Raw genomic sequence first — 22,110 nt, forward strand, 5'->3', positions numbered from 1 at the left:
GTCCACTGGAGCGAAGGCGTTTGTCGTCAGTACGAGGCGTTCAGCTTGTCCTGAGTCCGCAGCTCGAAGTCGCTGGCGTCATGGCGCTCCTGCAACTGGTCGGATGGTTCGCCGCTGATGCGGTTGACTTTGCGCCCGCGCTGCACCGCCGGACGTGCGAAGATATCATCGGCCCAGCGCCGGACGTTCTTGTACTCATCCACCTGCAGGAATTCGGCGGCATCATAAAGCCAGCCGAGCACAAGCCCGCCGTACCACGGGAACACGGCGATATCGGCGATGCTGTATTCGTCGCCAGCAAGATAAGGCGTTTCGCTCAGGCGGCGGTCGAGCACATCGAGCTGACGTTTGGCTTCCATCGCGAAGCGATCAATGGCGTAGCGGATTTTCTCCGGCGCGTAGGCATAGAAATGGCCGAAGCCGCCGCCCAGATATGGCGCGCTACCCATCTGCCAGAACAGCCACGACAATGCTTCAGCACGCGCCGCAGGTTCTTTGGGCAGGAACGCACCGAATTTTTCGGCCAGATACAGCAAGATGGCCCCGGACTCGAAGACGCGCACGGGCTCTGGCCCGCTGACATCGAGCAGCGCAGGAATTTTGGAGTTGGGATTGATCTTGACGAACCCGCTGCCAAACTGGTCGCCATCGCCAATGCGGATCAGCCACGCGTCATATTCCGCGCCGGTGTGCCCCTGCGCCAGAAGCTCTTCGAGGAGAATCGTCACCTTCTGGCCGTTCGGTGTCGCCAGCGAGTAAAGCTGCAACGGATGCTTGCCGACGGATAATTCTTTTTCATGGGTTGCACCGGCAATAGGCCGGTTGATGCTGGCGAATGCTCCGCCGTTTTCCTTGTCCCAGGTCCAGACCTTCGGTGGCGTGTAGTCGGATGAAGCCGTCATGGTCAAACTCCTGATCGACGCGCGATTGGCGCTTTTTGGGTTGGATCGGGATGGTAGTGCATCGACAGGCACCCGACCAGCGTCCTCGTTATTCCAGGAATGTAACTGGTCACAAAACGCACATGCCTTGCGCGGCAGGGGAGGGGGGCTGATACAAGAAGAGGCCGGCAGCGTAACTGGCTACCGGCCTCTCATCGCATTGATGTGTTACTGGCGTCAGATGCCGAGGTAGGCTTCAAGAACGCGCGGGTGATCCAGCAATTCCTCGCCGGTGCCTTGCAGCACGATCTCGCCGGTCTCGATCACATAGGCCTGGTGGGCAATCTTCAGCGCCTGCCGCACGTTCTGCTCGACAAGGAAGATCGTCAGTCCTTCATCGTTGAGCATTTTGATGATGCGGAAAATTTCCTGCACGATCAGCGGCGCCAGCCCCATCGACGGCTCGTCGAGTAGCAGGATGCGCGGACGCGCCATTACCGCGCGGCCAATGGCCAGCATCTGCTGCTCGCCGCCGGACAGGTTACCGGCATACCCGTCCAGACGTTCGCGCAGGCGCGGAAACAGTTCGAGCACGTGGTCGAAGTCGCTCGTTATGGCATCGGTATCGCGGCGATGATAAGCGCCCAGTTCAAGGTTCTCGCGCACCGTGAGCTTCGTCAGCATCGCGCGCCCTTCGGCCACCTGCGACAGGCCAAGGTGAACAATGCGATGCGACGGCAGCCGAGTGATGTTCTGCCCGCCGAAAACGACCTGCCCGGCGGCCTTGCGCACGAGACCGGACAGCGCCAGCAGCGTTGTGGACTTGCCCGCGCCGTTCGCCCCCACGAGCGTAGTGATCTGGCCTTCCGTCAGGGAGAAATCGATGCCTTTGACTGCCTCGACATGGCCGAAATTGACCTTGAGGCCGCTGACTTCCAGAAGCGCGCCCATCAAGCTCTCTCCCGCGTATTGGCATCATCGTCCCGGCCGAGATAAGCCTCGATGACGTCCGGATTGTTGCGCACGGCTTCTGGCTTGTCGCAGGTGATGATGCGGCCGAAGTTCAGCACGGCGACCTGCTCGCACAGTCCCATGACGAAACGCATGTCGTGTTCGATCAGGAAAACGGTGTAACCGCGCTCATTGATGGCGCGCACGGCTTTCATCAGCTCCGTCTTTTCAGCCGGGTTCATGCCGGCCACCGGCTCATCGAGCAGCAACAGATGCGGCTCCGTCGCCAACGCGCGGGCAATCTCCAGTCGCCGTTGCTCGCCATAGGAGAGCGTATCGGCAATCTCATGCGCCTTGCCGCCGAGGCCGACCCAGTCCAGCAACTCATAGGCACGCGTGCGTGCGGCAGCTTCCTGTGCTCGGTAATCCGGCAACGAAAACAGCATCGAGATGACGCCGTAATCGATATGCCGATGACGGCCGACCAGCACGTTCTCCAGCAACGACATCTCCTTGAAGATGCGGATGTTCTGGAAGGTCCGCGCGATGCCGAGCCGCGTGATCCGGTGCGGCGGCAGCCCGGCCAGATCCGCGCCATCGAAGGTGATGGTGCCGGAAGTGGGCGGGATGAGGCCAGTAATCAGGTTGAACACCGTCGTCTTGCCCGCGCCGTTCGGGCCGATCAGACCGAAGATGCTGCCCTGCGGCACGGTCAGGTTGACATCGTCCAGAACCTTGAGGCCGCCGAACGATTTCGAGATGGAGGTCAGTTCGAGCATGGTCTACCTCCCGCTGCCGAACCAGCGGCGGAAACGCGCCGGGTCCCACAGGCCGTTGGGCAGGAACAGCACCACGGCCACCAGAATGAAGCCGTTGACGATGAGGCGGAAATCGGCCAGCCCGCGCAGCAGCTCCGGCAGCAGCGTGAGGAAGACCGCGCCGATGATCGGCCCGATGATGGAGGTGACACCGCCAAGGATCGCCATCGTCAGGATCTCGACGCCGCGGTCAAAACCATATTCCTGCGGCCCGATGAAAAAGGTCAGATGCGCGTTGAGCGCCCCGGCCAGCCCGGCGATGGCAGCGCCAAGCACGAAGGCCAGCAGTTTGTTGGCGCGCAGGTCCACGCCCATCAGGCTGGCCGCTGTCTCATCGACCTTGATGGCCTCGAACGCACGCCCGGTCTTGGAGCGGTGAAGCCGCGCCAGCACGAAGATCACGATGACCAGCGCCAACAGCACGTGCCACCATTGCGTATATTGCGGAATGCCGTTGAGGCCCAGAGCGCCGCCGGTGATGCTTTCCGTGTTGAGGATCACGACACGCACCACCTCGCCGAACCCGAGCGTGGCCATGGCAAGGTAAACACCGCCAAGCCGCAGCACGGGCAAGCCAATGGCCAGCGCGACGAGCGAAGGCGCCACCATCGCAACGCCGATGGACAGCGCAAAAGGCGAGTCGTAGTTCAACGTCGCCAGCGCTCCGGCATAGGCACCGATGCCCATGAAGGCGGCATTCGCCAGCGCCAGCACGCCGCAGGCAAGGGTCAGCCAGATGGAGAGCGCGAGCAAGGCATTGATGCCCAGCGTCAGCACCAGGTTGGAATAAACGGCCCAGAACTCGTCAAACCAGAGCAGGAATGCATCCATGATCAGGCCTTCCGCTCGTTCGCCTTGCCGAACAGGCCGGTGGGCCGCACGAGCAGGATCAGGAACAACAGGCCGAATGCAACGGCGTCACGCATGGTCGAACCGATATAGGCCACTGCAAACACCTCGGCAAACCCGAGGAAAAGCCCGCCGATCAGCGCGCCGCGAATATCGCCCATGCCACCGAGAATGATGACGGCAATGCCCTTGTGCAGCATCGGCTGGCCCATCAGCGGATAGACGGCGTTCGCATAAAGGCTGATGAGAACGCCAGCCACGCCGCCCAGCGCCGCCGCAACGAAAGATGTTTTGCGGAACAGACCTTCGACATCGATGCCGAGCAATGCAGCCGCACGCGGCGATTCCGCCACCGCCCGCAGCGCCTTGCCAATGGATGTACGGCGCAGCCCCAGCAGCAGCACGACCATGATCACGATCGTCAGTGCAATGATGCCGATCTCCACCGCCGTAATGTGCAGGCCGCCCGCTTCGATGGAGCCATCAGGCACGACACCGGGCGGGAACCGCAGCGTATCGGCGCCGAAGAGACCCTGCGCTGCGCTGTTCAGCATGATGGCGACACCAATGGTTGCGATCATCGGAATAAGATGCGGCGCATCGCGCTTGCGCAGGGGGGATAGCACAAGAATATCGATGGCCAGCCCGACAAGCCCGCTGATGATGAACGCGATAACAAGCGCGGCCCAGATCGGCAACTCAGCCAGCACCACGGCCTGCAGCGCCGCGTAGGCGCCGACCATGAACACGGCTCCGTGGGCCAGGTTGATGACGCCGAGCACGCCGAATATCAGGGTGAACCCCAGTGCGAACAGCGCATAGACACTGCCGAGCGACAGCGCATTGATAAGTTGTTGGGCAAACATCGCCAGAAACGTTCCCGCGGCGGATGAGCCCGCCGCTTGTCATGCAAGAGGAAAATCCTCGAAAAAGGGAGGGGCTGCCCGGCAAGGCCGGACAGCCGGTCAATTCCGGTTTCCGATCAGTTGACGATCTCGTAGACGCCGTCCTTGGTCACGGAAACGATAGGCTTCTGATCGGCGTCATAGCCGGCCGGCTTGCCGCTGCGATCCTGTGCCTGCTTGAACTTGAACGGGCCGGTAGCGCCGGTCCACGTCACGTCGGGCAGCGCGTCGCGCAGAGCGATTCGATCCTTGGCGATATCCCCGGAAAGCTCCACGGTCTTCAGCGCAGCGGCGACGATGTTAAGAGCGTCGAAAGCCTGCGCGGCGAACTGATCCGGCTTGGAGCCGAACTTGCGCTCGTAGGCCGTGATGAAATTCCGGTTCACGTCCGTATCGCTGCTGACGGACCACGGACTTCCGACCCAGAGGTTGTCGGATGCACCCTTGGCAAGCTCGAAGATCTTGGGCGAGTTGATGCCGTTGCCGCCGATGATGGGAAGATTGATGCCGAGCTGACGCGCCTGCACGAGGATGGGGCCGCCTTCCGCGAGCAGCGCGGACAGCACGATGGCGTCAGGTTCCGTCGCCTTGATCTTGGTGAGCTGTGCCTTGAAATCGACATCGCCCTTGGCGAAAGTTTCGGTCGTGGTGACGGCGATCCCCTGATCCTTGAGTGCCTTGACGAAGTTATCGTAGCTGGACTTGGTGAACACGTCGTCATTGCCGTAGAGCACGCCGACCTTCTTGACGCCTTCCTTCTCGACAATCTTCTTCAGCGTGTCGGGAAGTACGTCCGCTTCGGTAACCGAGTTGCGGAAGACGTAATTGCCGACCGCGGTGATTCCGTCAGCGGTGTTGGACGTGCCGAAAACCGGCGTCCTGGAAGCCTGGGCGATCGGGTGCGCGGCCGAGGCCGAGTTCGACAGCGTCGGGCCGAAAACGACGAGCACCTTGTCCTGGAAGATCAGCTTCTTGAAGACGTTGATCGCCTCTTCCTTGCGGCCCTGTTCGTCCTCGACAACCAGCTTGATGGTGTCGCCGTTGATGCCGCCGGCGGCATTGATCTCATCGGCGGCAAGCTCGAAGCCGTTGCGAATCGCCGCGCCGTACTGGGCGGCAAGGCCGCTGAGCGCAGCCGCGACACCGACCTTGATTTCCGCTGCCTGTGACGACACCGCGCCGGTGGTGACGGCAAGCGCGACAATCGCCGATCTCATGAATCGCATCGAACTCTCCCCGAGGTCGTTCTGGATGTGGTAGCCGCCTTGACGGCGGCGTTGATCTGCCGAATTGGGTCTGCACGGATAAAGGCATCTGCACGGCATTCGGGCAGCACATCGCCGAGCAAGACACGAAATTTCGTCCGGGTCACGTTTGTTGATCACCGGCAGCATTCCGTCAAGCTATTTGCGCAATATAAATCTGTTCCAGAAACAACCGTCCACGCGGTTTTTGCGCCGATGTCCCAAGGCGACCGGCGGTGAGCGATCTGGCCGTTGTCATGAACAGGACGTGATAATGACGTAACTGTCGTTTCACGCGTGGGCTGGGATTCGACGGTTGGGGGCGGGACATATTGACGCACATCGACCGCCGATCAACCGGCATGCAAGCCCAACAAACCGCGCTTTTTTAAAGCGCTATGTCATGATTTGAATATTTACGTTGTCGCACCTGCGTTTCAGACTATTGATCCATTCTATTCCCGTCTGTATGGAGTGCGATTAGACAAAGATGGAGTCGGTGTGCGGGTGTGACGCATGCTGCATCCCTGTAAAGATGGATCGAGATGGATGACCCGCGTTAAAGCGCTACCCTTCCTGCTCCTGTTGGCGATCACGCCGCTGCTGTCTGGTTGCCAGTGGGTCGTGATGTCACCGTCCGGCTATATTGCCGAGCAGCAAAAGAATCTGATTCTGATCGCGACGGGCCTGATGTTGCTCATCATCGTGCCCGTCATGATCCTCACCGTGCTTTTCGCCTGGAAGTACCGCCAATCCAACAAGCAGGCGGATTACGATCCGGACTTTCACCATTCGACCAAGCTTGAGTTCGCGATCTGGGGCGCCCCCATTGCGATCATTCTCGTGCTTGGCACGGTGACCTGGATCGCAACCCACCGTCTCGATCCCTATCGCCCGCTGACGGATATCGGACCTAATACGCCGGTGCCTGCGGGTGTCGAGCCGCTGCGCGTGCAGGTCGTGTCGCTGGACTGGAAGTGGCTGTTCATCTATCCGGAATACGACATCGCGACGATCAACGAGCTGGTTGCGCCTGTCGACAGGCCGATCGCGTTCACCATCACGTCATCGAACCTGATGAACTCCTTCTTCGTGCCGGCGCTGGCGGGCCAGATCTACGCCATGGCGGGCATGCAGACGCAGTTGCACGCCGTGGTGAACGAGCCGGGCGTGTTCAAGGGGTTCTCGTCCAATTATACCGGCCACGGCTTCTCCTACATGCACTTCAAGTTCCACGGCGTCTCGGACAGTGAGTTCGATGCATGGGTGGCGAAGGCGCGTGCGGCCGACGACGTACTGACGCGCTCTGTGTATCTCGACGTCGAGCGGCCGAGCGAGGGCGACCCCGTGCGTTATTTCAGCCGCGTCGATCCTGGCCTTTTCGAGCTGATCGTCAACATGTGCGTACCGGAAGGTTCGCGTTGCATGCGTGATCTGATGCACGACAACAGCAACCGTATCAGCGGCCTTGGGCGCATGGGCAACCCTGAAGCGCTTGCCGCCGCGCGGCTTGAGAAGGCTCTTGCCGCCGATGCGCTGTGCACTCCGGAAGTTCCGCAGGGCCTGACGCTGGCTGGTCTGTCGACGCCGACCAGCGCGTTCTCCGCTATCAAGATTTTCAGCGAGTAAACCGGCATGGCTTTGGACAGCAATCTTCAACAACTGCTTTTTGGGCGTCTTACGCTTGAGGCGCTCCCGCTGCACGAGCCAATCGTGGTTGTGACCTTCGTGGGCGTTGCCCTCGGCGGCATCGCGGTTCTCGGCGCTCTCACCTACTTCCGGCTGTGGGGCTATCTCTGGCACGAGTGGTTTACCAGTGTCGATCACAAGAAGATCGGCATCATGTATATCGTGCTGGGTATCGTGATGTTCCTGCGCGGCCTTGCCGACGCCATCATGCTGCGGCTTCAGCAGGCGATAGCGTCCGGGGGCAGCGAAGGTTATCTCAACGCCCATCACTACGACCAGATCTTCACCGCCCATGGCGTGATCATGATCTTCTTCGTCGCCATGCCGTTGGTGACCGGCCTGATGAACTACGTCATGCCGCTTCAGATCGGCGCGCGCGACGTGGCGTTTCCGTTCCTGAACAACCTCAGCTTCTGGCTGACGACTTCGGGCGCTGTGCTGGTGATGATCTCGCTGTTCGTCGGTGAGTTCGCGCAGACCGGCTGGCTGGCCTATCCGCCGCTGTCGGGTATCGATAACAGTCCATGGGTCGGCGTCGACTATTATCTATGGTCACTACAGATTGCGGGTGTCGGTACGACGCTGTCGGGCATCAACCTGATCGTGACCATCGTTAAGATGCGTTGCCCGGGCATGCACTACATGCGCATGCCGATCTTCACCTGGACCAGCCTGTGCACGAACATCCTGATCGTCGCGACGTTCCCCATCCTTACCGCAGTGCTCGCCCTGCTGACGCTTGACCGTTACGTCGGAACGCACTTCTTCACCAATGACGGTGGCGGCAATCCGATGATGTACGTCAACCTCATCTGGATCTGGGGCCATCCGGAAGTTTACATTCTGGTGTTGCCTGCGTTCGGCATCTTCTCGGAAGTGGTCGCCACGCTCTCGGGCAAGCGCCTCTTCGGTTATACCTCGATGGTTTACGCCACGGCGTGTATCACGATCCTGTCGTACATCGTGTGGCTGCATCACTTCTTCACGATGGGTGCCGGCGCCACTGTGAATACGTTCTTCGGCATCACGACGATGATCATTTCGATCCCGACGGGCGCCAAGATCTTCAACTGGCTGTTCACGATGTACAAGGGACGCATTCGCTTCGAAGTCCCGATGTACTGGTCCATCGGCTTCATGCTGACGTTCGTTGTCGGCGGCATGACGGGTGTTCTCCTTGCCGTTCCTCCGGCGGACTTCGTTCTCCATAACAGCCTGTTCCTCGTGGCCCACTTCCACAACACCATAATCGGCGGCGTCGTGTTCGGCCTGTTCGCCGGTCTTGTGTACTGGTTCCCCAAGATGTTCGGCTTCAGGGCCGATCCGTTTGTTGGCAAGATCGCGTTCTGGTGCTGGCAGATCGGCTTCTGGGTCGCGTTCATGCCGGTCTACATCCTCGGACTGATGGGCGTGACGCGTCGTCTCAGCCAGTTTGACGACACCTCGTTGCAGCCTCTGTTCATCACGGCTGCGGTGGGTGCGGGTCTGATTGGTATTGGCACGCTGGCTCTTGTGGGACAGTTTGCTGTCGGCTTCCTGCGCCGCAAAGACCCGGCTTACGCGGATACCACAGGCGACCCGTGGAACGGACGCACGCTGGAGTGGGCGACGTCGTCCCCGCCGCCTGCCTACAACTTCGCCTTTACCCCTGTCGCACATGACATCGATGCATGGTGGGACATGAAGAAGCGTGGTTATTCGCGTCCGCTGACCGGGTTCGTGCCCGTGCATATGCCGCATAACACCGGCATGGGCGTTGTCCTGGCGGGATTGGCCACGGTTCTCGGTTTTGCTCTGATCTGGCACATCTGGTGGCTTGTGGTCGTCGCCTTCGTGACGCTCATCGGCACGGCTATTGCCCACACGTTCAACTATAATCGGGACTATTACATCCCTGCTGCCGAGGTTGCTGCGATCGAAGATAATCGTACGCGCCTGCTCGCCGGGAAGGTGACATCATGACGAAAGTTTCCAGCACGTCGGGGCTTGCCGGTGAAGCGCCTGTCTTCTTTCTGACGGAGACGGACGAGGATCACGGTCACCACGAAACCGGGACAAATCTCGGTTTCTGGATCTACCTCATGAGCGACTGCCTTATCTTCGCATCGCTCTTCGCCGTACATGCCGTGGTCGGCCGCAATTATGCGGGCGGTCCGGCTCCGGTCGATCTCTTCGATCTCAACATCATCCTGCTGTCGACAACCGCGCTGCTGATCTCGTCGATTACCTACGGTTTTTCGGTCATCGCGATGCAGTCCGGCAAGCAGCAGGGCACGCTGGGCTGGCTGGCGGCCACGGGTGTTTTCGGCCTTATCTTCCTTGGCCTGTCGCTGTATGAGTTTTACCACCTCATCCACATCGGCGCGACGCCGCAGGTCAGCGCCTTCCTGTCCTCGTTCTTCGCGCTTGTCGGCACCCACGCTCTTCACGTCGCGTTTGGCATCGTGTGGCTGGTGGTTCTGCTTGTGCAGATCAAGCAGCGCGGTCTGATCGAGGCGAACCAGCGCAGGGTTCTGTGCCTGTCCATGTTCTGGCACTTCCTCGATCTCGTCTGGATCGTTGTGTTTTCGTTCGTTTACCTGATAGGAGTGCTCTGATGGGTGCGAAATTGCCTGACGCCGCCACGGCGCATTCCGGCGCTCAGCATCACTCCGGTGAAGCTCACGGTACGGTTGGCGGTTATATCACCGGCTTTATTCTGTCGGCCATTCTTACCGTCATTCCGTTCTGGCTCGTGATGAGCGGCGCTCTTGCCGACACGGCGCTGACCGCGCTTGCGGTGGCGGCTTTGGGTGCGTTGCAGATCGTCGTACACATGGTGTACTTCCTGCAGATGAATGGACGTTCGGAAGCTGGCTGGACGCTGTCCGCCTTCATTTTCACCGTCATCATTATTGCGATTGCCGTCGTGGGTTCGGTGTGGGTCATGCATCATCTTGATGTCAATATGATGCCGATGACGCACGAGGATGCCCGCACGCTTCCATAAGGCCATGAATTTGAGCAGCAAATCCTCGTTCCCGCCGCGATCGCTGATCGCGGCGGGAATTGCCGTCTTTATTGTCGTGTGTGGCCTGCTGTCGCTTGGCGTCTGGCAGTTGCAGCGTCTGGCCTGGAAAAACGATCTGATCGCCAGAGTGGATGCTCGCGTGCATGCGGTTCCCGTTCCCGCTCCCGGTCCTGATCAATGGCCCGATATTTCACGTGAGAACGATGAGTATCGGCGTGTCAGCGTGAGTGGGACTTTCCAGCATGATCGTGAAACGCTGGTTCAGGCTGTAACGGAACTTGGAGCCGGTTTCTGGGTCTTGACGCCGCTCGTGGACGACCGCGGGGATGCTATTCTCATCAACCGTGGTTTCGTTCCATCGGATCGTCGCTTACCTGAAAGCCGTGCAGCCGGGCAGATAGATGGTGCGGTGACAGTCACCGGGCTTATTCGCATCACGGAGCCAAAGGGTGCATTCTTGCGCGACAACGATCCGGTTGCCGACAAGTGGTATGCCCGTGACGTTGCCGCCATTGCCGAGGCGCGAGACTTGGGGGATACGGCGCCTTATTTCATCGATGCCGATGGCACCCCCAATCCTGGGGACTATCCGCGTGGTGGACTGACGCGTATCTCGTTCCCCAATACGCACCTTATCTATGCGCTGACTTGGTTCTCAATGGCGGTTATTGCCGCTGCGATGTTCATCGGTTTTTATCGCCATTCGCGGCGTGAGTATCAGCGCCGGTTAGATAACAGGCGGTAATGCGGTTGACATAGATCGCAGCGCCTTCAGGCTGTGCGATGAGGTACAATAAAAAGCGCCCGTTCCACTTCATCGGAACGGGCGCTTTTTTAGAGCATTACGCCTATGGACGATCAATTGGCTGCTGCGCGGACAACGATCTTGACGTCGATCATTTGCGATACCCATTCTGCTGCCGGGTCTGAAAACATCCCGAGATCGAGTTCCGTGCGATCCAGTTCAACCGTGCCTTCGACATTGGCAACACCGTTGTCGATGATAAGGCGGAAGGGCAAGGTCACGGGGAAGGGCTTGTCCTTGATGGTCAGCGTGCCCTTCGCCTCATAACGATCCTCCCCGAGAGCGGCAAAGGTGCTCGTTTCAAACCGCGCCTGCGGAAAGCGGGCTGAGTTGAACCACTCGCCGGTTCCGATGGAATTTTCCTGCGTCGCATCCCCAGTGCGGGCCGATGCCGTATCGATGATGACAACGGCCTTTGATCCAGACAAATCATCCGGATCGAACCTGATATCGCCAGTCCATTCGTTAAAGCGCCCTTCGAACGGGCTGCCGGCGTGCGTGCCGGAAAAAACGATGCTGGACGCAGCCTTGTCGATGACCCATGCGGTGGCCGTTGCCTCGGTCGCTGCATCCGATGTCGCTGATGGCTGCGCGGCGACTTCCGTGACGGTTATTGCGGTTTCTGCCACGGGCGTTGCCGCGATGGCGAGAGGCCCGGGCTGACTCCACGACCATCCGGTCAAGGCGACAGCGACCACCGCCAGGACGCCAGCCACGGCAGCAAACATGCTCGGATAGCTTGAGGCGGACGTCTTGCCAATGTGGCCTGAGTGCTCATCATTGTCACGGCGAAGGAAGGGCACCATTTGCCCAAGGACGCCATCGCGGTCGATGAACTGGTGCTTTAACGCTGCACCGGCATGCAGCGCGACGAGAACGACACCGGCCCAGACGAGAAGGCTATGCGCGCCCATCGCGCCGTAAGCGGCGTTGCGGTCGCCTTCAAAGCCCGGCAGATGAGGCACCTGAAAAAGCCCAAACCACGATGTCGCCACGTTCAGGGGCCGATCCGTGCTGACGGCCCAACCAGCCGAAACATAGGCCCAGCCTGTCAACGGTATGGCAATCAGCAGTCCGTAGAAGCCGATATGGGTCGCCTTTGCCAGAAACACCTCCCACCACTTCATGCCGGGCGGCAGGGGCGGGGCGGGATGGGTGAGCCGCCATACGATGCGGATGGCCGTCAGCGCCAATATCGCAAAGCCGATGGACTTGTGGAGCTGGAAGACCCGGTAAGCAGCCTGCTGCGTGGACGGGTCTGTGATGGCATCGACCATCCACCAGCCCATCGCCGCCATGGCGATCACCAAAAATGCGATAGTCCAGTGCAGTGCAATGGCTATGCCTGTATAGCGGGTGGTTGAGCGCTCGGTGGTCATCGTCGGTAGCCTTTGGTCGATAGCCTTTGACGGAAATAGCGCGAGTTTTTTTAAAGGATCCGGGCAAAGCTGCGGTGGCTTTGCCATGCGGAATAAAAGCATGCCGACACCTTTCAGATGCCGGCATGTTCCGGATCGTTACATCCTGTCGATATCTCTGACGGATGCTCTTATACTGTTACTTAAATGTACTTGGTCGCCGGCTTATTGGGCTTCCGGCTTCTGCTGGATGAATTCGCCGTCGAAGCGGACGGTGATTTCATTGCCAAGCGCGCCGCTGGCCTTCTGGCCGAACTCGGTGCGATCAAACTTGCCTTCCGCCGCAAAGCCGAGAACCGGCACACCAAGGAAGGGGTGGCTGTCCAGCTCGCCATTGAAGCTGGCATCAAGCGTCACGGACTTCGAAACGCCGAGAAGCGTCAGATCGCCGGTGATCTTGGCGGTGCGGGGGCCGGTCTGCTCGACCTTGGTGGACTTGAAGGTGATCTCGGGGAATTTGTCGCTGTTGAGGAAGTTCTGGTTGCGGCTGATATCCTCATTCCAAGATTCAAAGCCCGTGCGCGCGTGGGTGGCCTTGTAGTCTGCGGGATAAGCCGTCTGCACCGACTTCGGGTCGATGGTGACCTCGATGCTGGAAGCGGAGATGTTGGCGGGATCGAAGTTCAGCGTTCCCTGAACATTCGCAAAGCGGCCGGTGTAGTTCGACACGTTGAGGTGCTTCAGCGACCAGAGTAGCGCCGAATGCGTGGGATCGAGCTTGTAGACGCCAGCCGGCGCCTTGACTTCCACAGTCTCGGTCTGCGCCAGCGCGGGGGTGGCGAGAAAAGGAGCTGCGCCTGCGAAAGTGGAGACAGCGCCAAGCATTGCGACGGCAAGGAATTTGCTTTTGTGCATTGGAAGATCCCATCAGTATGATGCAAGCTGAGAATGGTTCAATCTATCGATTTTGCAGCATGATGCAAACTGACAATGTTGTGAAATCTTTTTCTGTGGATTGCCGTTCCTGTGCATCAAAACTTATGTCCGAAATACGGCAATCAACATGTGTGGCTTGTTATACTTTTGGTGCAATTCAACGCAGTGATCATTATTTTTATTGGGCGCACTGCCATATGACTATTGAATGACGGGCGATGGCCCGCGTTTTACATTTCGACATTACATCTCATGCTCCGGCGTCCGGAGAGCGAAGACAACTCAATATCTGGCGGAAAGGCTGCCCCGCGTTGCGCGCATGATCGCGGCATTGAAAATTTATAAACTGCTTATATAGTTAGCCTAACTAATTTGCCAGATCCATTTTGGAGAGCTTCCTTGCCTGACGGGCCCCTTGCCGATGAGGCGGCGGCGATTGCAGACCTGTTACGGCCTGCGATCTTGCGCCTTAACCGTGACTTGCGCCGTGAAATCCGCTCTGCGGCGGGGTTATCCCCGTTTCAGACGCTTATTCTGGCCACGCTCGAAAACGAACCGGGACTTGGCGTCAACGAGCTTGCGCTGCGGGAGCGCATCAAGCCGCCGAGCATGAGCGCACACGTCAAGACGCTGGAGCAGGCAGGATTTCTCCGACGAGAGGAAGGGGCGCATGCCGACCGTCGGCGCGTTCGCCTGCGCGTCACCGCGGAAGGCTCGCGCGTGCTGCAGGATGTCAAACGCGTGCGCACCGCGTGGCTTGCCAAGCGCATTGCCCTTTTATCGCAGGAAGAGCGCGACAGCATTCTGCACGCCATCAATCCCTTGATTAAATTGAGTGAGCCACCCGTATCATGAGCATTCCCGATCACCCGGAGGCGGTTTCCCAGGTTGCCGGAGAGCCGTCGCGGTCGCGGTTCATCGTGTCCTACATCGTCGGTTTTGCGCTGTTCATGCAGCTTCTCGACTCGACCGTGGTGGCGATGGCTTTGCCCGCGATGGCGCGTACATTCGGCGAAGACCCGGTGCGAATGAATGTTGTCATCACGTCCTATCTGCTGAGTGTTTCGGTTTTCATTCCGATATGCGGCTGGGTCGCGGACCGTTTCGGTGCGCGTAACGTTTTCGTTGCCGCCATCGTGCTGTTCACGATCAGCTCGGTCGCCTGCGGCCTCGCCAACTCGCTCGGCCAGCTTGTCGTGGCGCGGTTGTTGCAGGGCATGGCGGGCGCGATGATGGTGCCAGTGGGGCGCATCGTGATGCTGAAGTCCGTGACGAAGGCGGACCTGATGCAGGCCACCGCCTTTCTGACTGTGCCGGCGCTTATGGGGCCGGTGCTGGGGCCGCCGATCGGCGGGCTCATCACCACTTTCGGGTCATGGCGCTGGATATTTCTGATGAACCTTCCGGTGGGCATCCTTGGCGTTATCATGGCGTGCATATACATTCGCAATATCCGCGAAGAGCACGTTCCGCCGCTCGACTGGAAGGGGTTCATCCTCATGGGCGGCGCGCTTGCGGGGCTGGTGCTGGGCTTCGAGATGCTGACGCACGGCGATGCATCCTGGCCCATCAGCTCCGGCATATTGGGGGCGGGTGCTGCTGCGTTGTGGCTCTATATGCGCCATGCGCGGCGCACGGAAGCGCCGCTGATCGATTTCAGCCTGATGAAGATCCGCACGTTTTATGCATCTGTGGTGAGCGGCAATTTCTGCCGGTTCGATATCAGCGCGTCGCCGTTTCTGCTGGCGCTTTTGTTGCAGGTGGTGTTCGGCCTTTCCGCTGTGGCGGCGGGCATGATTACCGCGGCGGGTGCTGTCGGCGCCGTGATGGCGAAGTTCCTCATCACGCCGTTGTTCAAGCAGTTCGGGTTCAGGAGCGTGCTGGTGGTCAACGGCATGGCCTCGGGGTTGGCCATCGGGGCCAGTGCGCTGTTCACGCCGACGACGCCGCATCTTGTCATGGCCATCGTGCTTTTCGTTGCCGGCATGTTGCGTTCAACGCAGCTCACGGGGATCAATACGCTCACATTTGCGGATATTTCGCCTGAACGCATGAGCGCCGCCACGACTTTGTCGAGCATGTTGCAGCAATTGGCGTTCAGCGTGGGTGTGGGCATCGCGGCAGTGACGCTTCAGGCGAGCATGTCGGCGCGCGGTGACACGGAACTGTCCGGGTTTGATGTGCGGGTCGGCATTATTGTGGTCGCGGTGCTGGCGGCCGCGTCGGCGATCGGATTCTCGCGTCTGGCCAGAGATGCGGGCGATGAAGTGAGCAAGCACCATACGGATGAACGGCGGCGTCTCGACGATCCGGCGTCCGGCGGGCATCATTGACCGGGGCGAGAGTGATCAGGACGAACTGCGCGTGAATTCTCTTGAACGGCGTTGCGTCATGCTTACGATACGTATGGTGGCACGGGGGCGAGCGTGACTCGCCGGTTGCGGATCACGCGCAGGCATAAGACAGGTACAGGCGAGGGGCGGAACGACATGACGACACATCATCACACCACTGCATCAGTCATCGACCCGGTCAGGCTCGACAGGCTGGCGGAGGTGGCTGTCAAGGTCGGGTTGCAGCTTCAGGCCGGACAGGATCTGTTGGTGACCGCTCCCGTCGCCGCGCTGCCGCTGGTCAGGCGCATTGCCGAACACGCTTATAAGGCTGGCGCCAATCTCGTGACGCCGTTCTTCTCCGATGAAGAGCTGGCGCTGACGCGCTATGCTTTTGCGCCGGACAGCAGTTTCGACAAGGCTCCGGCGTGGCTTTATGAGGGGATGGCGAAGGCCTTTTCAGGCAACACCGCGCGGCTCGCCATTGTTGGCGACGACCCGTTGTTGTTGGCCAATCAGGATCCGTCCCGCGTGGCGCGCGCCGGCAAGGCCAATTCCGCTGCCTATCAGCCGGCGCTGGAGAAGATTGCAGGCTTCGATATCAACTGGAACATCATTGCCTATCCGGGCACCGCGTGGGCACGGCAGGTGTTTCCGGATGATACAGTCGATGTCGCTGTGTCGCGGCTGGCCGAAGCCATTTTTGCCGCCTCACGCGTGAACGGCGATGATGCGGTGGCCGCCTGGGCGTCGCACAACGCGGCGCTGAAACAGCGATATGATTGGCTGAACGATCAGCGTTTCCATGCGCTGCACTTTACCGGGCCGGGCACGGATCTCGTTGTCGGGCTTGCGGACGGGCACGAGTGGCATGGCGGCGCTTCGACGGCGAAAAACGGCGTGACGTGCAATCCCAACATTCCCACAGAGGAAGTGTTCACCACCCCCCACGCACTGCGGGTTGACGGGCACGTCGTCAGCACCAAGCCGCTCTCGCATCAGGGCGCACTCATCGACAACATCGCCGTGCGCTTCGAGGGTGGGCGCATCGTCGAGGCGCGGGCCACGCGCGGGGAGGAAGTGCTCAACAAGGTGCTGGATACGGACGAGGGCGCGCGGCGACTGGGAGAGGTGGCGTTGGTGCCGCATTCCTCGCCGATTTCGCGCAGCGGCATCCTGTTCTACAATACCCTGTTCGATGAAAACGCTTCGTGCCACATCGCGCTGGGGCAGTGCTATTCCAAGTGCTTCGTGGACGGAGCGAACCTGTCTCCCGATGAGATCGCCGCGCGCGGTGGCAACAAGAGCCTCATCCATATCGACTGGATGATCGGTTCGGGAGAGGTTGACATCGATGGCGTACACGCCGACGGGCGGCGCGTGCCCGTATTCCGCAAGGGCGAGTGGGCGCACGGATAAACGTCGACCAACCATATACGCCGATGTCTGGAAAAACGGTTTCCCGCAGGATTGCGGGAAAGCCCTGTCTTGTGTCCGGCGTAAATGGGTTTACCGCGAGATTGTTTGCTGTTTTATATTTGCATAGTGCATAATAATCACACACGATTTTAGCGAATCGGTCATCGGGGCGCTGACGGGAACGGGACATGTCCCGGAGGGGCGTGGTTTCGATGGTTTGATGCGAGCATGGTGCTCGCGTGTGCCACCATGAAAAAGACCATACTTTTCTATTACAGGCGAACTGGTTGCAGCATGTCGACATTTTTCGGAATGTCGACATGACGGCATGCTTCCGTTGCATGATCTCTTTGCGAAAAATAGTGCCCATTTTGACTGAGGATTCTCTAGAGTGATCCTGTCGTTTTGTAAAATGTGGGTGGGATATAATTATTTAAATCTGTATCAATTCTGTCTGGCCTGATTGTTATATCTGGCGGGCGGCACTCATAAGCAATTTATGTTCAACCGGATTCATCGGACTGAACATAAGCTGCGGTAAAATATGAAATCCGGAACGTCAGCCGCTTCTGTCTCGCATGCTCGCGGGGCAGGCGCTCTCATTGGAGTTCCCTTCTTGGAGTTCCTTTCGGATTTTTCGCGGATGAAAACAGACGTCTATGGTTTTGACCGATTGCGATATTCTTGTCGTGGGTGGCGGCATCAATGGATGCGGCATTGCCCGTGACGCGGCGGGGCGCGGTTATTCCGTCATACTGGCGGAAAAAAGCGATCTGGCCGGGGGCGCGTCCTCTGCCTCGACGAAGCTCGTCGATGGCGGTGTGCGCCATCTGGAGCAGAGGGAAATACGCCTGCTGCGCGAGGCGCTGACGGAACGCGAGATCTTGTGGCGCATGGCGCCGCATATCGTGCGGCCGTTGCGTTTCGTGTTGCCCCATTCCGGGCGGCGACGGCCTGCGTGGCGCATGCGGCTTGGCCTGTTCGTCTATGATCATGTGGGTACGCGCAAGCTGCTGCCACCGACACGCCGGATCAATCTGCGAAAAGACGAGGCCGGATGGCCGTTGAAGCCGACGTTCACGCGGGCCTTCGAATATTCCGATGCCTGGGCGGAGGACTCGCGTCTCGTGGTTCTGAACGCCGTCGATGCCTATAATCGCGGCGCCCGGATTCTCACCCGCACTGCCGTAACGCAGATCGAGCGGCGCGATGGCGTGTTCCACGTCCAGCTTCGCGATATGCGCACGGGAGCGCTATCGTGGAAGGTGGCGCGGCTTGTCGTCAATGCGGCGGGGCCGTGGGTCGACAGGCTTCGCCGGGCGATGAACAAGGGCGCTGCCGTGGCGCGCGCCAGACTGCTGCAAGGCAGCCATATCGTGGTGCCGAAGCTGTTCAGTCACGACCGTTCCTACATTCTGCGGCATACGGACAACAGCCTCGTTTTCGCGGTTCCCTTCGAACGTGATTTCACGCTTATCGGCGCAACCGACCGCCAGCTTTGCAGCGACCCGGATCACCTATCCATCTCGACGGAGGAAATCGGGTTTCTATGCGAGGCGGCGACTGCTTACTTCCGGCAGCCGGTTCTCCCCTCCGACGTGGTGTGGAGCTATACCGGCGTACGCTCCCTGTACGGCAAAAACGTCTCGGATACGCAAAAAGCGCCGCACGACTACGTTCTTGAGGCGGAGGAGGGGGCTGACGGCGACGTGGCGATCCATGTTTATGGCGGCAAGATCACCACTTACCGCCGCCTTGCGGAGGCGGTCATGCGCCTCGTGGAAAAAGCGCTCGACAAACGTGGACCGGCCTGGACGGCTGACAGCCGGCTGCCGGGCGGCGATCTGCAGATCGGAGGGCTGGACGATCTGCTTGCCCGCTTGCGTAAAAGCGCGCCGGATGTGCCTGTGGCCACACTCGAACGTCTCATGATGAACTATGGCACGTTCGCGCTGGCCATTCTGCGCGATGGGTCGCTCGGAAGCATGATCGGCGCGGATCTGGGCGAGAATGAATTGCGCCATCTTGTCGAGATGGAATGGGCGATGACGCCGGAGGATGTTCTCTGGCGACGCACGAAGCTTGGCCTGCGCTTCTCGGCAGTGGAAACGAGAAAACTGGCTGGGCGTATCGGCGAAATGACCGGCAATGAGGCTGTCCTCGAACAATGAGGCAGTCCTCGGGCAATGAGGGCTGCCGGCACTTGTGCCTCCCGAGGTTTGGACCGGAATTGACGCTGTGCCCGGCTGGCCTCAAGTGAAATGTTCTTGAAATAAAGATTTTATGCCACCTGCATATGGCGTCGACACCAAGTCGTTCGCGTTGTGTCGGGGCTATTTTGTGGCGATAAGTGTATAAGTTTGAAATCGTTCTTGAATGTTTGACTCCGCGGTTGTTATGAACAGAGATGTGCGTTATGAGGCGCACTCATCGGGGACATGTCAGGGGGCATGTCAGGCCGTTGACCAAAGCAGGCGTGCTTCCGCGAAGCCGGGTCGTTTCCGTGAGGAATTGTAACGATCAGGCATTGCGGTGACCATGCCTTGCGACGATCGGGACTTTCCGTCGACCGTAATTTGCGGGTAACCGCCGGTCTGCCGGGGCTGTTCGTCGCCCGGTCGATTTCCCGGCCTGATCGGTATCTGGAGTAGGGCGAAGTGAACGAACAGGTGCAGCCGGACGACCTTGATGCCCTGATGCAGCGGATCCGTGCAAATGTGGAAGCACGCAAGGCCAGCACCGAGGCGCAGGTTATTGTTCCAGATAACGTGTCTGCCGTTGCTGCTCCCATTGATGCCGGTCGCCAGCACTATGCAGCCGTAGAAATTCTCGCGTTCTATGATGTTGCCTTTTTGCGCGCCGCGCATCTTGCCATCCTTGGGCGTGAGCCGGATGGCGAGGTTGCTTCGCGGCTTCTGCAGCAACTCCGCCTTGGCGATATCACCCGCATCGATGTGATCGACACCCTGCGCGCCAGCGACGAAGCCGGCGTCCGCGGTGTCCGGATCTCCGGGCTGGGCCGCGCGCGGTTTGCGGATAACATTCGCCGCTCTGCCATCACGCGCAAGCTGGCGGCGCTCGTGCGCATTTCCCGCAACATTCCCCGGCTCGCCAGCTACATGCGCCAGGTCATTTCGCGCGTGGATCTTGCCGAACGCAAGGTGCAGCAGCTTGAAGGGCAGCTCAAAGAGGCGCTTGCGGCACGCGCCGCCGCCGAGGCCCGGATGCTGGAACGGATCGAAACACTTTCCGGCCGCGTCGCCAATATCGAGGAACGCTCGCAGGCCGCAGGCGAGAGGGATGGTGATCGGTAGCTGGAGTTCCGTTTTGCCTGGAGCAGTTTGCGTTCAAGTCGATTCATCGAGTTGAACGCAAGTTGCGGTGAAATATAGAATCTGGAGCACTTGTTCTGATTCTGTCAGAACATCCGGCGTTCCAAAGCAGTTTGCGTTCAAGTCGATTCATCGAGTTGAACGCAAGTTGCGGTGAAATATAGAATCTGGAGCACTTGTTCTGATTCTGTCAGAACATCCGGCGTTCCAAAGCAGTTTGCGTTCAAGTCGATTCATCGAGTTGAACGCAAGTTGCGGTGAAATATAGAATCTGGAACGCTTGTTCTGATTCTGTCAGAACATCCGGCGTTCCAAAGCAGTTTGCGTTCAGGTCCATCCGCGGAATTGAATGCAAGTGAGTGAGAATCCGAACGCCAGAGTTCGTACGACGCTATGCCGCGCGGCGTGCCCTGCCGCGACAAACCGGCCGACAGGGTGAGTGGACTTGAGAGAGTCGGAAAACGCATGAAACCGAAAGTTGCCATTGTTGCCGCAGGCTCCGGCTCCGGTGAAACAGGGGGGGCGGAACGCTTTTTCCTTGGCCTGCGCGATGCTCTGCAAGCGATCGGCCTTGATGTCGAGCTACTGCATATTCCCTCGGTCGAGGCGAACTTCGATACCATCGAGGAATCGTACCTGCGTTTTTATGATCTCGACCTCAGCGCCTACGACGGGGTTATTACCTCGAAGGCTCCGTCCTATGCCGTGCGCCATCCCAACCACGTCTGCTATCTCCAGCATACGATGCGTGTGTTCTACGATATGTTCGAGACCGAGTTCGGCGAGGGATCGCCGGGCCTCAACCGGCAGCGCGCGCTCATTCACGCACTGGATACAGCCGCCCTCAAGGCGCCGCGCACCCGCAAGCTGTTCGCCATCGGCGAGGAGGTGGCCAGCCGCCTGCGCCAGTACAACGGCCTCGACGCCACGGTCATCCGCCACCCCACCAACCTGACAGGCCTGCGGGAAGGGAGCTTCCGCCACCTGTTCATGCCCGGACGTCTGCACCGCTGGAAGCGGGTCGATCTGGCCATTGAGGCGATGCGTTACGTCAAGGCCCCGGTAGAGCTTGTGATCTCCGGTGCCGGCGAAGATGCCGAACGCTTCAAGGCGCTAGCTGCGGGCGACCCGCGAATCCGCTTCACCGGCTGGATCAGCGACGAGGATCTGCTGGCGCTCTATCAGGATGCGCTGGCAGTGCTTTTCGTGCCGCAGCGTGAGGATATGGGGCTGATTACGTTCGAGGCGTTCCATGCCGGCAAGCCCGTTATCACGACAACCGACTCCGGCGAGCCGGCGCGTTTTGTCGAGGATGGCGAGACGGGTTTCGTGACCGCCCCCGATCCGGTGGACATCGCCGCCCGCATCGACAGGTTCGCCGCCGATCCGGCGCTGGCCGAGGCGATGGGCCGGAAGGGCAGGCAGGCAGCGGAGCAGGTGACGTGGGAGAAGGTGGCGGTCGCGCTTGCCACAGCTCTCGAACTGCCGTTCACGCCCTCCGCCGGGTGATCGGCGGCGGGCGCTCGATACGCACCGCGGGTGTGGGCCGTTTGCGTGCGGCTCTTGGTTTTTGAAGAATG

At 59.7% G+C, this 22,110-nt stretch carries 19 protein-coding genes; 11 read left to right on the top strand and 8 right to left on the bottom strand.

Annotation, left to right across the window (positions count from 1 at the left end; genetic code table 11):
* Positions 1–26 precede the first annotated feature (26 nt).
* From yghU to FHS81_RS08520, 6 genes are all read right to left on the bottom strand, one after another.
* The gene (yghU, locus tag FHS81_RS08495; protein WP_183751869.1) at positions 27–902 is read right to left on the bottom strand and encodes a glutathione-dependent disulfide-bond oxidoreductase; all 876 of its coding nucleotides are present in this window, start codon (positions 900–902) and stop codon (positions 27–29) included.
* Positions 903–1,118: 216 nt separating this feature from the next.
* Positions 1,119–1,832: an ABC transporter ATP-binding protein gene (locus FHS81_RS08500; protein WP_183751871.1), complete on the bottom strand. Its 714-nt coding sequence runs from the start codon at positions 1,830–1,832 to the stop codon at positions 1,119–1,121.
* Entirely contained in the window at positions 1,832–2,611 is a 780-nt protein-coding gene (locus FHS81_RS08505) for an ABC transporter ATP-binding protein (protein ID WP_183751873.1), read from the bottom strand. Before FHS81_RS08505 ends, FHS81_RS08500 begins: the two co-directional genes overlap by 1 nt.
* A 3-nt stretch (positions 2,612–2,614) precedes the next feature.
* Complete coding sequence (locus FHS81_RS08510) at positions 2,615–3,481, bottom strand: branched-chain amino acid ABC transporter permease (RefSeq protein WP_210281596.1); 867 nt, start codon at positions 3,479–3,481, stop codon at positions 2,615–2,617.
* Between the two features lie 2 nt (positions 3,482–3,483).
* Entirely contained in the window at positions 3,484–4,365 is an 882-nt protein-coding gene (locus FHS81_RS08515) for a branched-chain amino acid ABC transporter permease (protein WP_183751875.1), read from the bottom strand.
* Positions 4,366–4,481: 116 nt separating this feature from the next.
* Positions 4,482–5,621 carry an ABC transporter substrate-binding protein gene (locus FHS81_RS08520; protein ID WP_210281597.1) on the bottom strand — a complete coding sequence of 380 codons (1,140 nt, stop codon included), beginning with the start codon at positions 5,619–5,621 and terminating at the stop codon, positions 4,482–4,484.
* 576 nt (positions 5,622–6,197) lie between these two features.
* Here FHS81_RS08520 and cyoA point away from each other — a divergent pair.
* Genes cyoA through FHS81_RS08545 form a run of 5 tightly spaced genes read left to right on the top strand, consistent with a single transcriptional unit; the run spans position 6,198 to position 11,092 of the window.
* The gene (cyoA, locus tag FHS81_RS08525) at positions 6,198–7,277 is read left to right on the top strand and encodes a ubiquinol oxidase subunit II (RefSeq protein ID WP_183751880.1); all 1,080 of its coding nucleotides are present in this window, start codon (positions 6,198–6,200) and stop codon (positions 7,275–7,277) included.
* A gap of 6 nt (positions 7,278–7,283) precedes the next feature.
* Entirely contained in the window at positions 7,284–9,299 is a 2,016-nt protein-coding gene (cyoB, locus tag FHS81_RS08530; RefSeq protein WP_183751882.1) for a cytochrome o ubiquinol oxidase subunit I, read from the top strand.
* Positions 9,296–9,934 carry a cytochrome o ubiquinol oxidase subunit III gene (cyoC, locus tag FHS81_RS08535; protein WP_183751884.1) on the top strand — a complete coding sequence of 213 codons (639 nt, stop codon included), beginning with the start codon at positions 9,296–9,298 and terminating at the stop codon, positions 9,932–9,934. Before cyoB ends, cyoC begins: the two co-directional genes overlap by 4 nt.
* The gene (cyoD, locus tag FHS81_RS08540) at positions 9,934–10,326 is read left to right on the top strand and encodes a cytochrome o ubiquinol oxidase subunit IV (RefSeq protein WP_183751886.1); all 393 of its coding nucleotides are present in this window, start codon (positions 9,934–9,936) and stop codon (positions 10,324–10,326) included. The genes cyoC and cyoD overlap by 1 nt, the downstream gene beginning before the upstream one ends.
* A gap of 4 nt (positions 10,327–10,330) precedes the next feature.
* Positions 10,331–11,092 (top strand): SURF1 family protein, encoded by a 762-nt coding sequence (locus FHS81_RS08545; protein ID WP_183751888.1) that lies wholly within the window; start codon positions 10,331–10,333, stop codon positions 11,090–11,092.
* Positions 11,093–11,205: 113 nt separating this feature from the next.
* Here the strand turns inward: FHS81_RS08545 and FHS81_RS08550 are convergent, their stop codons facing one another.
* Both FHS81_RS08550 and FHS81_RS08555 read right to left on the bottom strand, forming a co-directional pair.
* Positions 11,206–12,531, bottom strand: coding sequence for a cytochrome b/b6 domain-containing protein (locus FHS81_RS08550; protein ID WP_183751890.1), 1,326 nt, complete (start codon positions 12,529–12,531; stop codon positions 11,206–11,208).
* Between the two features lie 204 nt (positions 12,532–12,735).
* Positions 12,736–13,425: a YceI family protein gene (locus FHS81_RS08555; protein WP_183751892.1), complete on the bottom strand. Its 690-nt coding sequence runs from the start codon at positions 13,423–13,425 to the stop codon at positions 12,736–12,738.
* A gap of 420 nt (positions 13,426–13,845) precedes the next feature.
* Between FHS81_RS08555 and FHS81_RS08560 the strand changes: the two genes are divergently transcribed.
* The 6 genes from FHS81_RS08560 to FHS81_RS08585 all read left to right on the top strand — a co-directional run bounded on the left by FHS81_RS08560 (position 13,846) and on the right by FHS81_RS08585 (position 22,039).
* Positions 13,846–14,301, top strand: a complete 456-nt coding sequence (locus FHS81_RS08560) for a MarR family winged helix-turn-helix transcriptional regulator (protein WP_183751894.1) — start codon at positions 13,846–13,848, stop codon at positions 14,299–14,301.
* The gene (locus FHS81_RS08565) at positions 14,298–15,779 is read left to right on the top strand and encodes a DHA2 family efflux MFS transporter permease subunit (RefSeq protein ID WP_183751896.1); all 1,482 of its coding nucleotides are present in this window, start codon (positions 14,298–14,300) and stop codon (positions 15,777–15,779) included. The genes FHS81_RS08560 and FHS81_RS08565 overlap by 4 nt, the downstream gene beginning before the upstream one ends.
* A 156-nt stretch (positions 15,780–15,935) precedes the next feature.
* The gene (locus tag FHS81_RS08570) at positions 15,936–17,198 is read left to right on the top strand and encodes an aminopeptidase (RefSeq protein ID WP_183751898.1); all 1,263 of its coding nucleotides are present in this window, start codon (positions 15,936–15,938) and stop codon (positions 17,196–17,198) included.
* A gap of 659 nt (positions 17,199–17,857) precedes the next feature.
* Positions 17,858–19,369, top strand: a complete 1,512-nt coding sequence (gene glpD / locus FHS81_RS08575) for a glycerol-3-phosphate dehydrogenase (RefSeq protein WP_183751900.1) — start codon at positions 17,858–17,860, stop codon at positions 19,367–19,369.
* Between the two features lie 486 nt (positions 19,370–19,855).
* Complete coding sequence (locus FHS81_RS08580) at positions 19,856–20,512, top strand: hypothetical protein (protein WP_183751902.1); 657 nt, start codon at positions 19,856–19,858, stop codon at positions 20,510–20,512.
* Positions 20,513–20,995: 483 nt separating this feature from the next.
* Positions 20,996–22,039 (top strand): glycosyltransferase family 4 protein, encoded by a 1,044-nt coding sequence (locus FHS81_RS08585; protein WP_183751904.1) that lies wholly within the window; start codon positions 20,996–20,998, stop codon positions 22,037–22,039.
* Positions 22,040–22,110 lie beyond the last annotated feature (71 nt).

The sequence above is a fragment of the Pseudochelatococcus contaminans genome, from assembly GCF_014195635.1.
In the GTDB taxonomy this organism is placed as follows: Bacteria; Pseudomonadota; Alphaproteobacteria; order Rhizobiales; family Beijerinckiaceae; genus Pseudochelatococcus; species Pseudochelatococcus contaminans.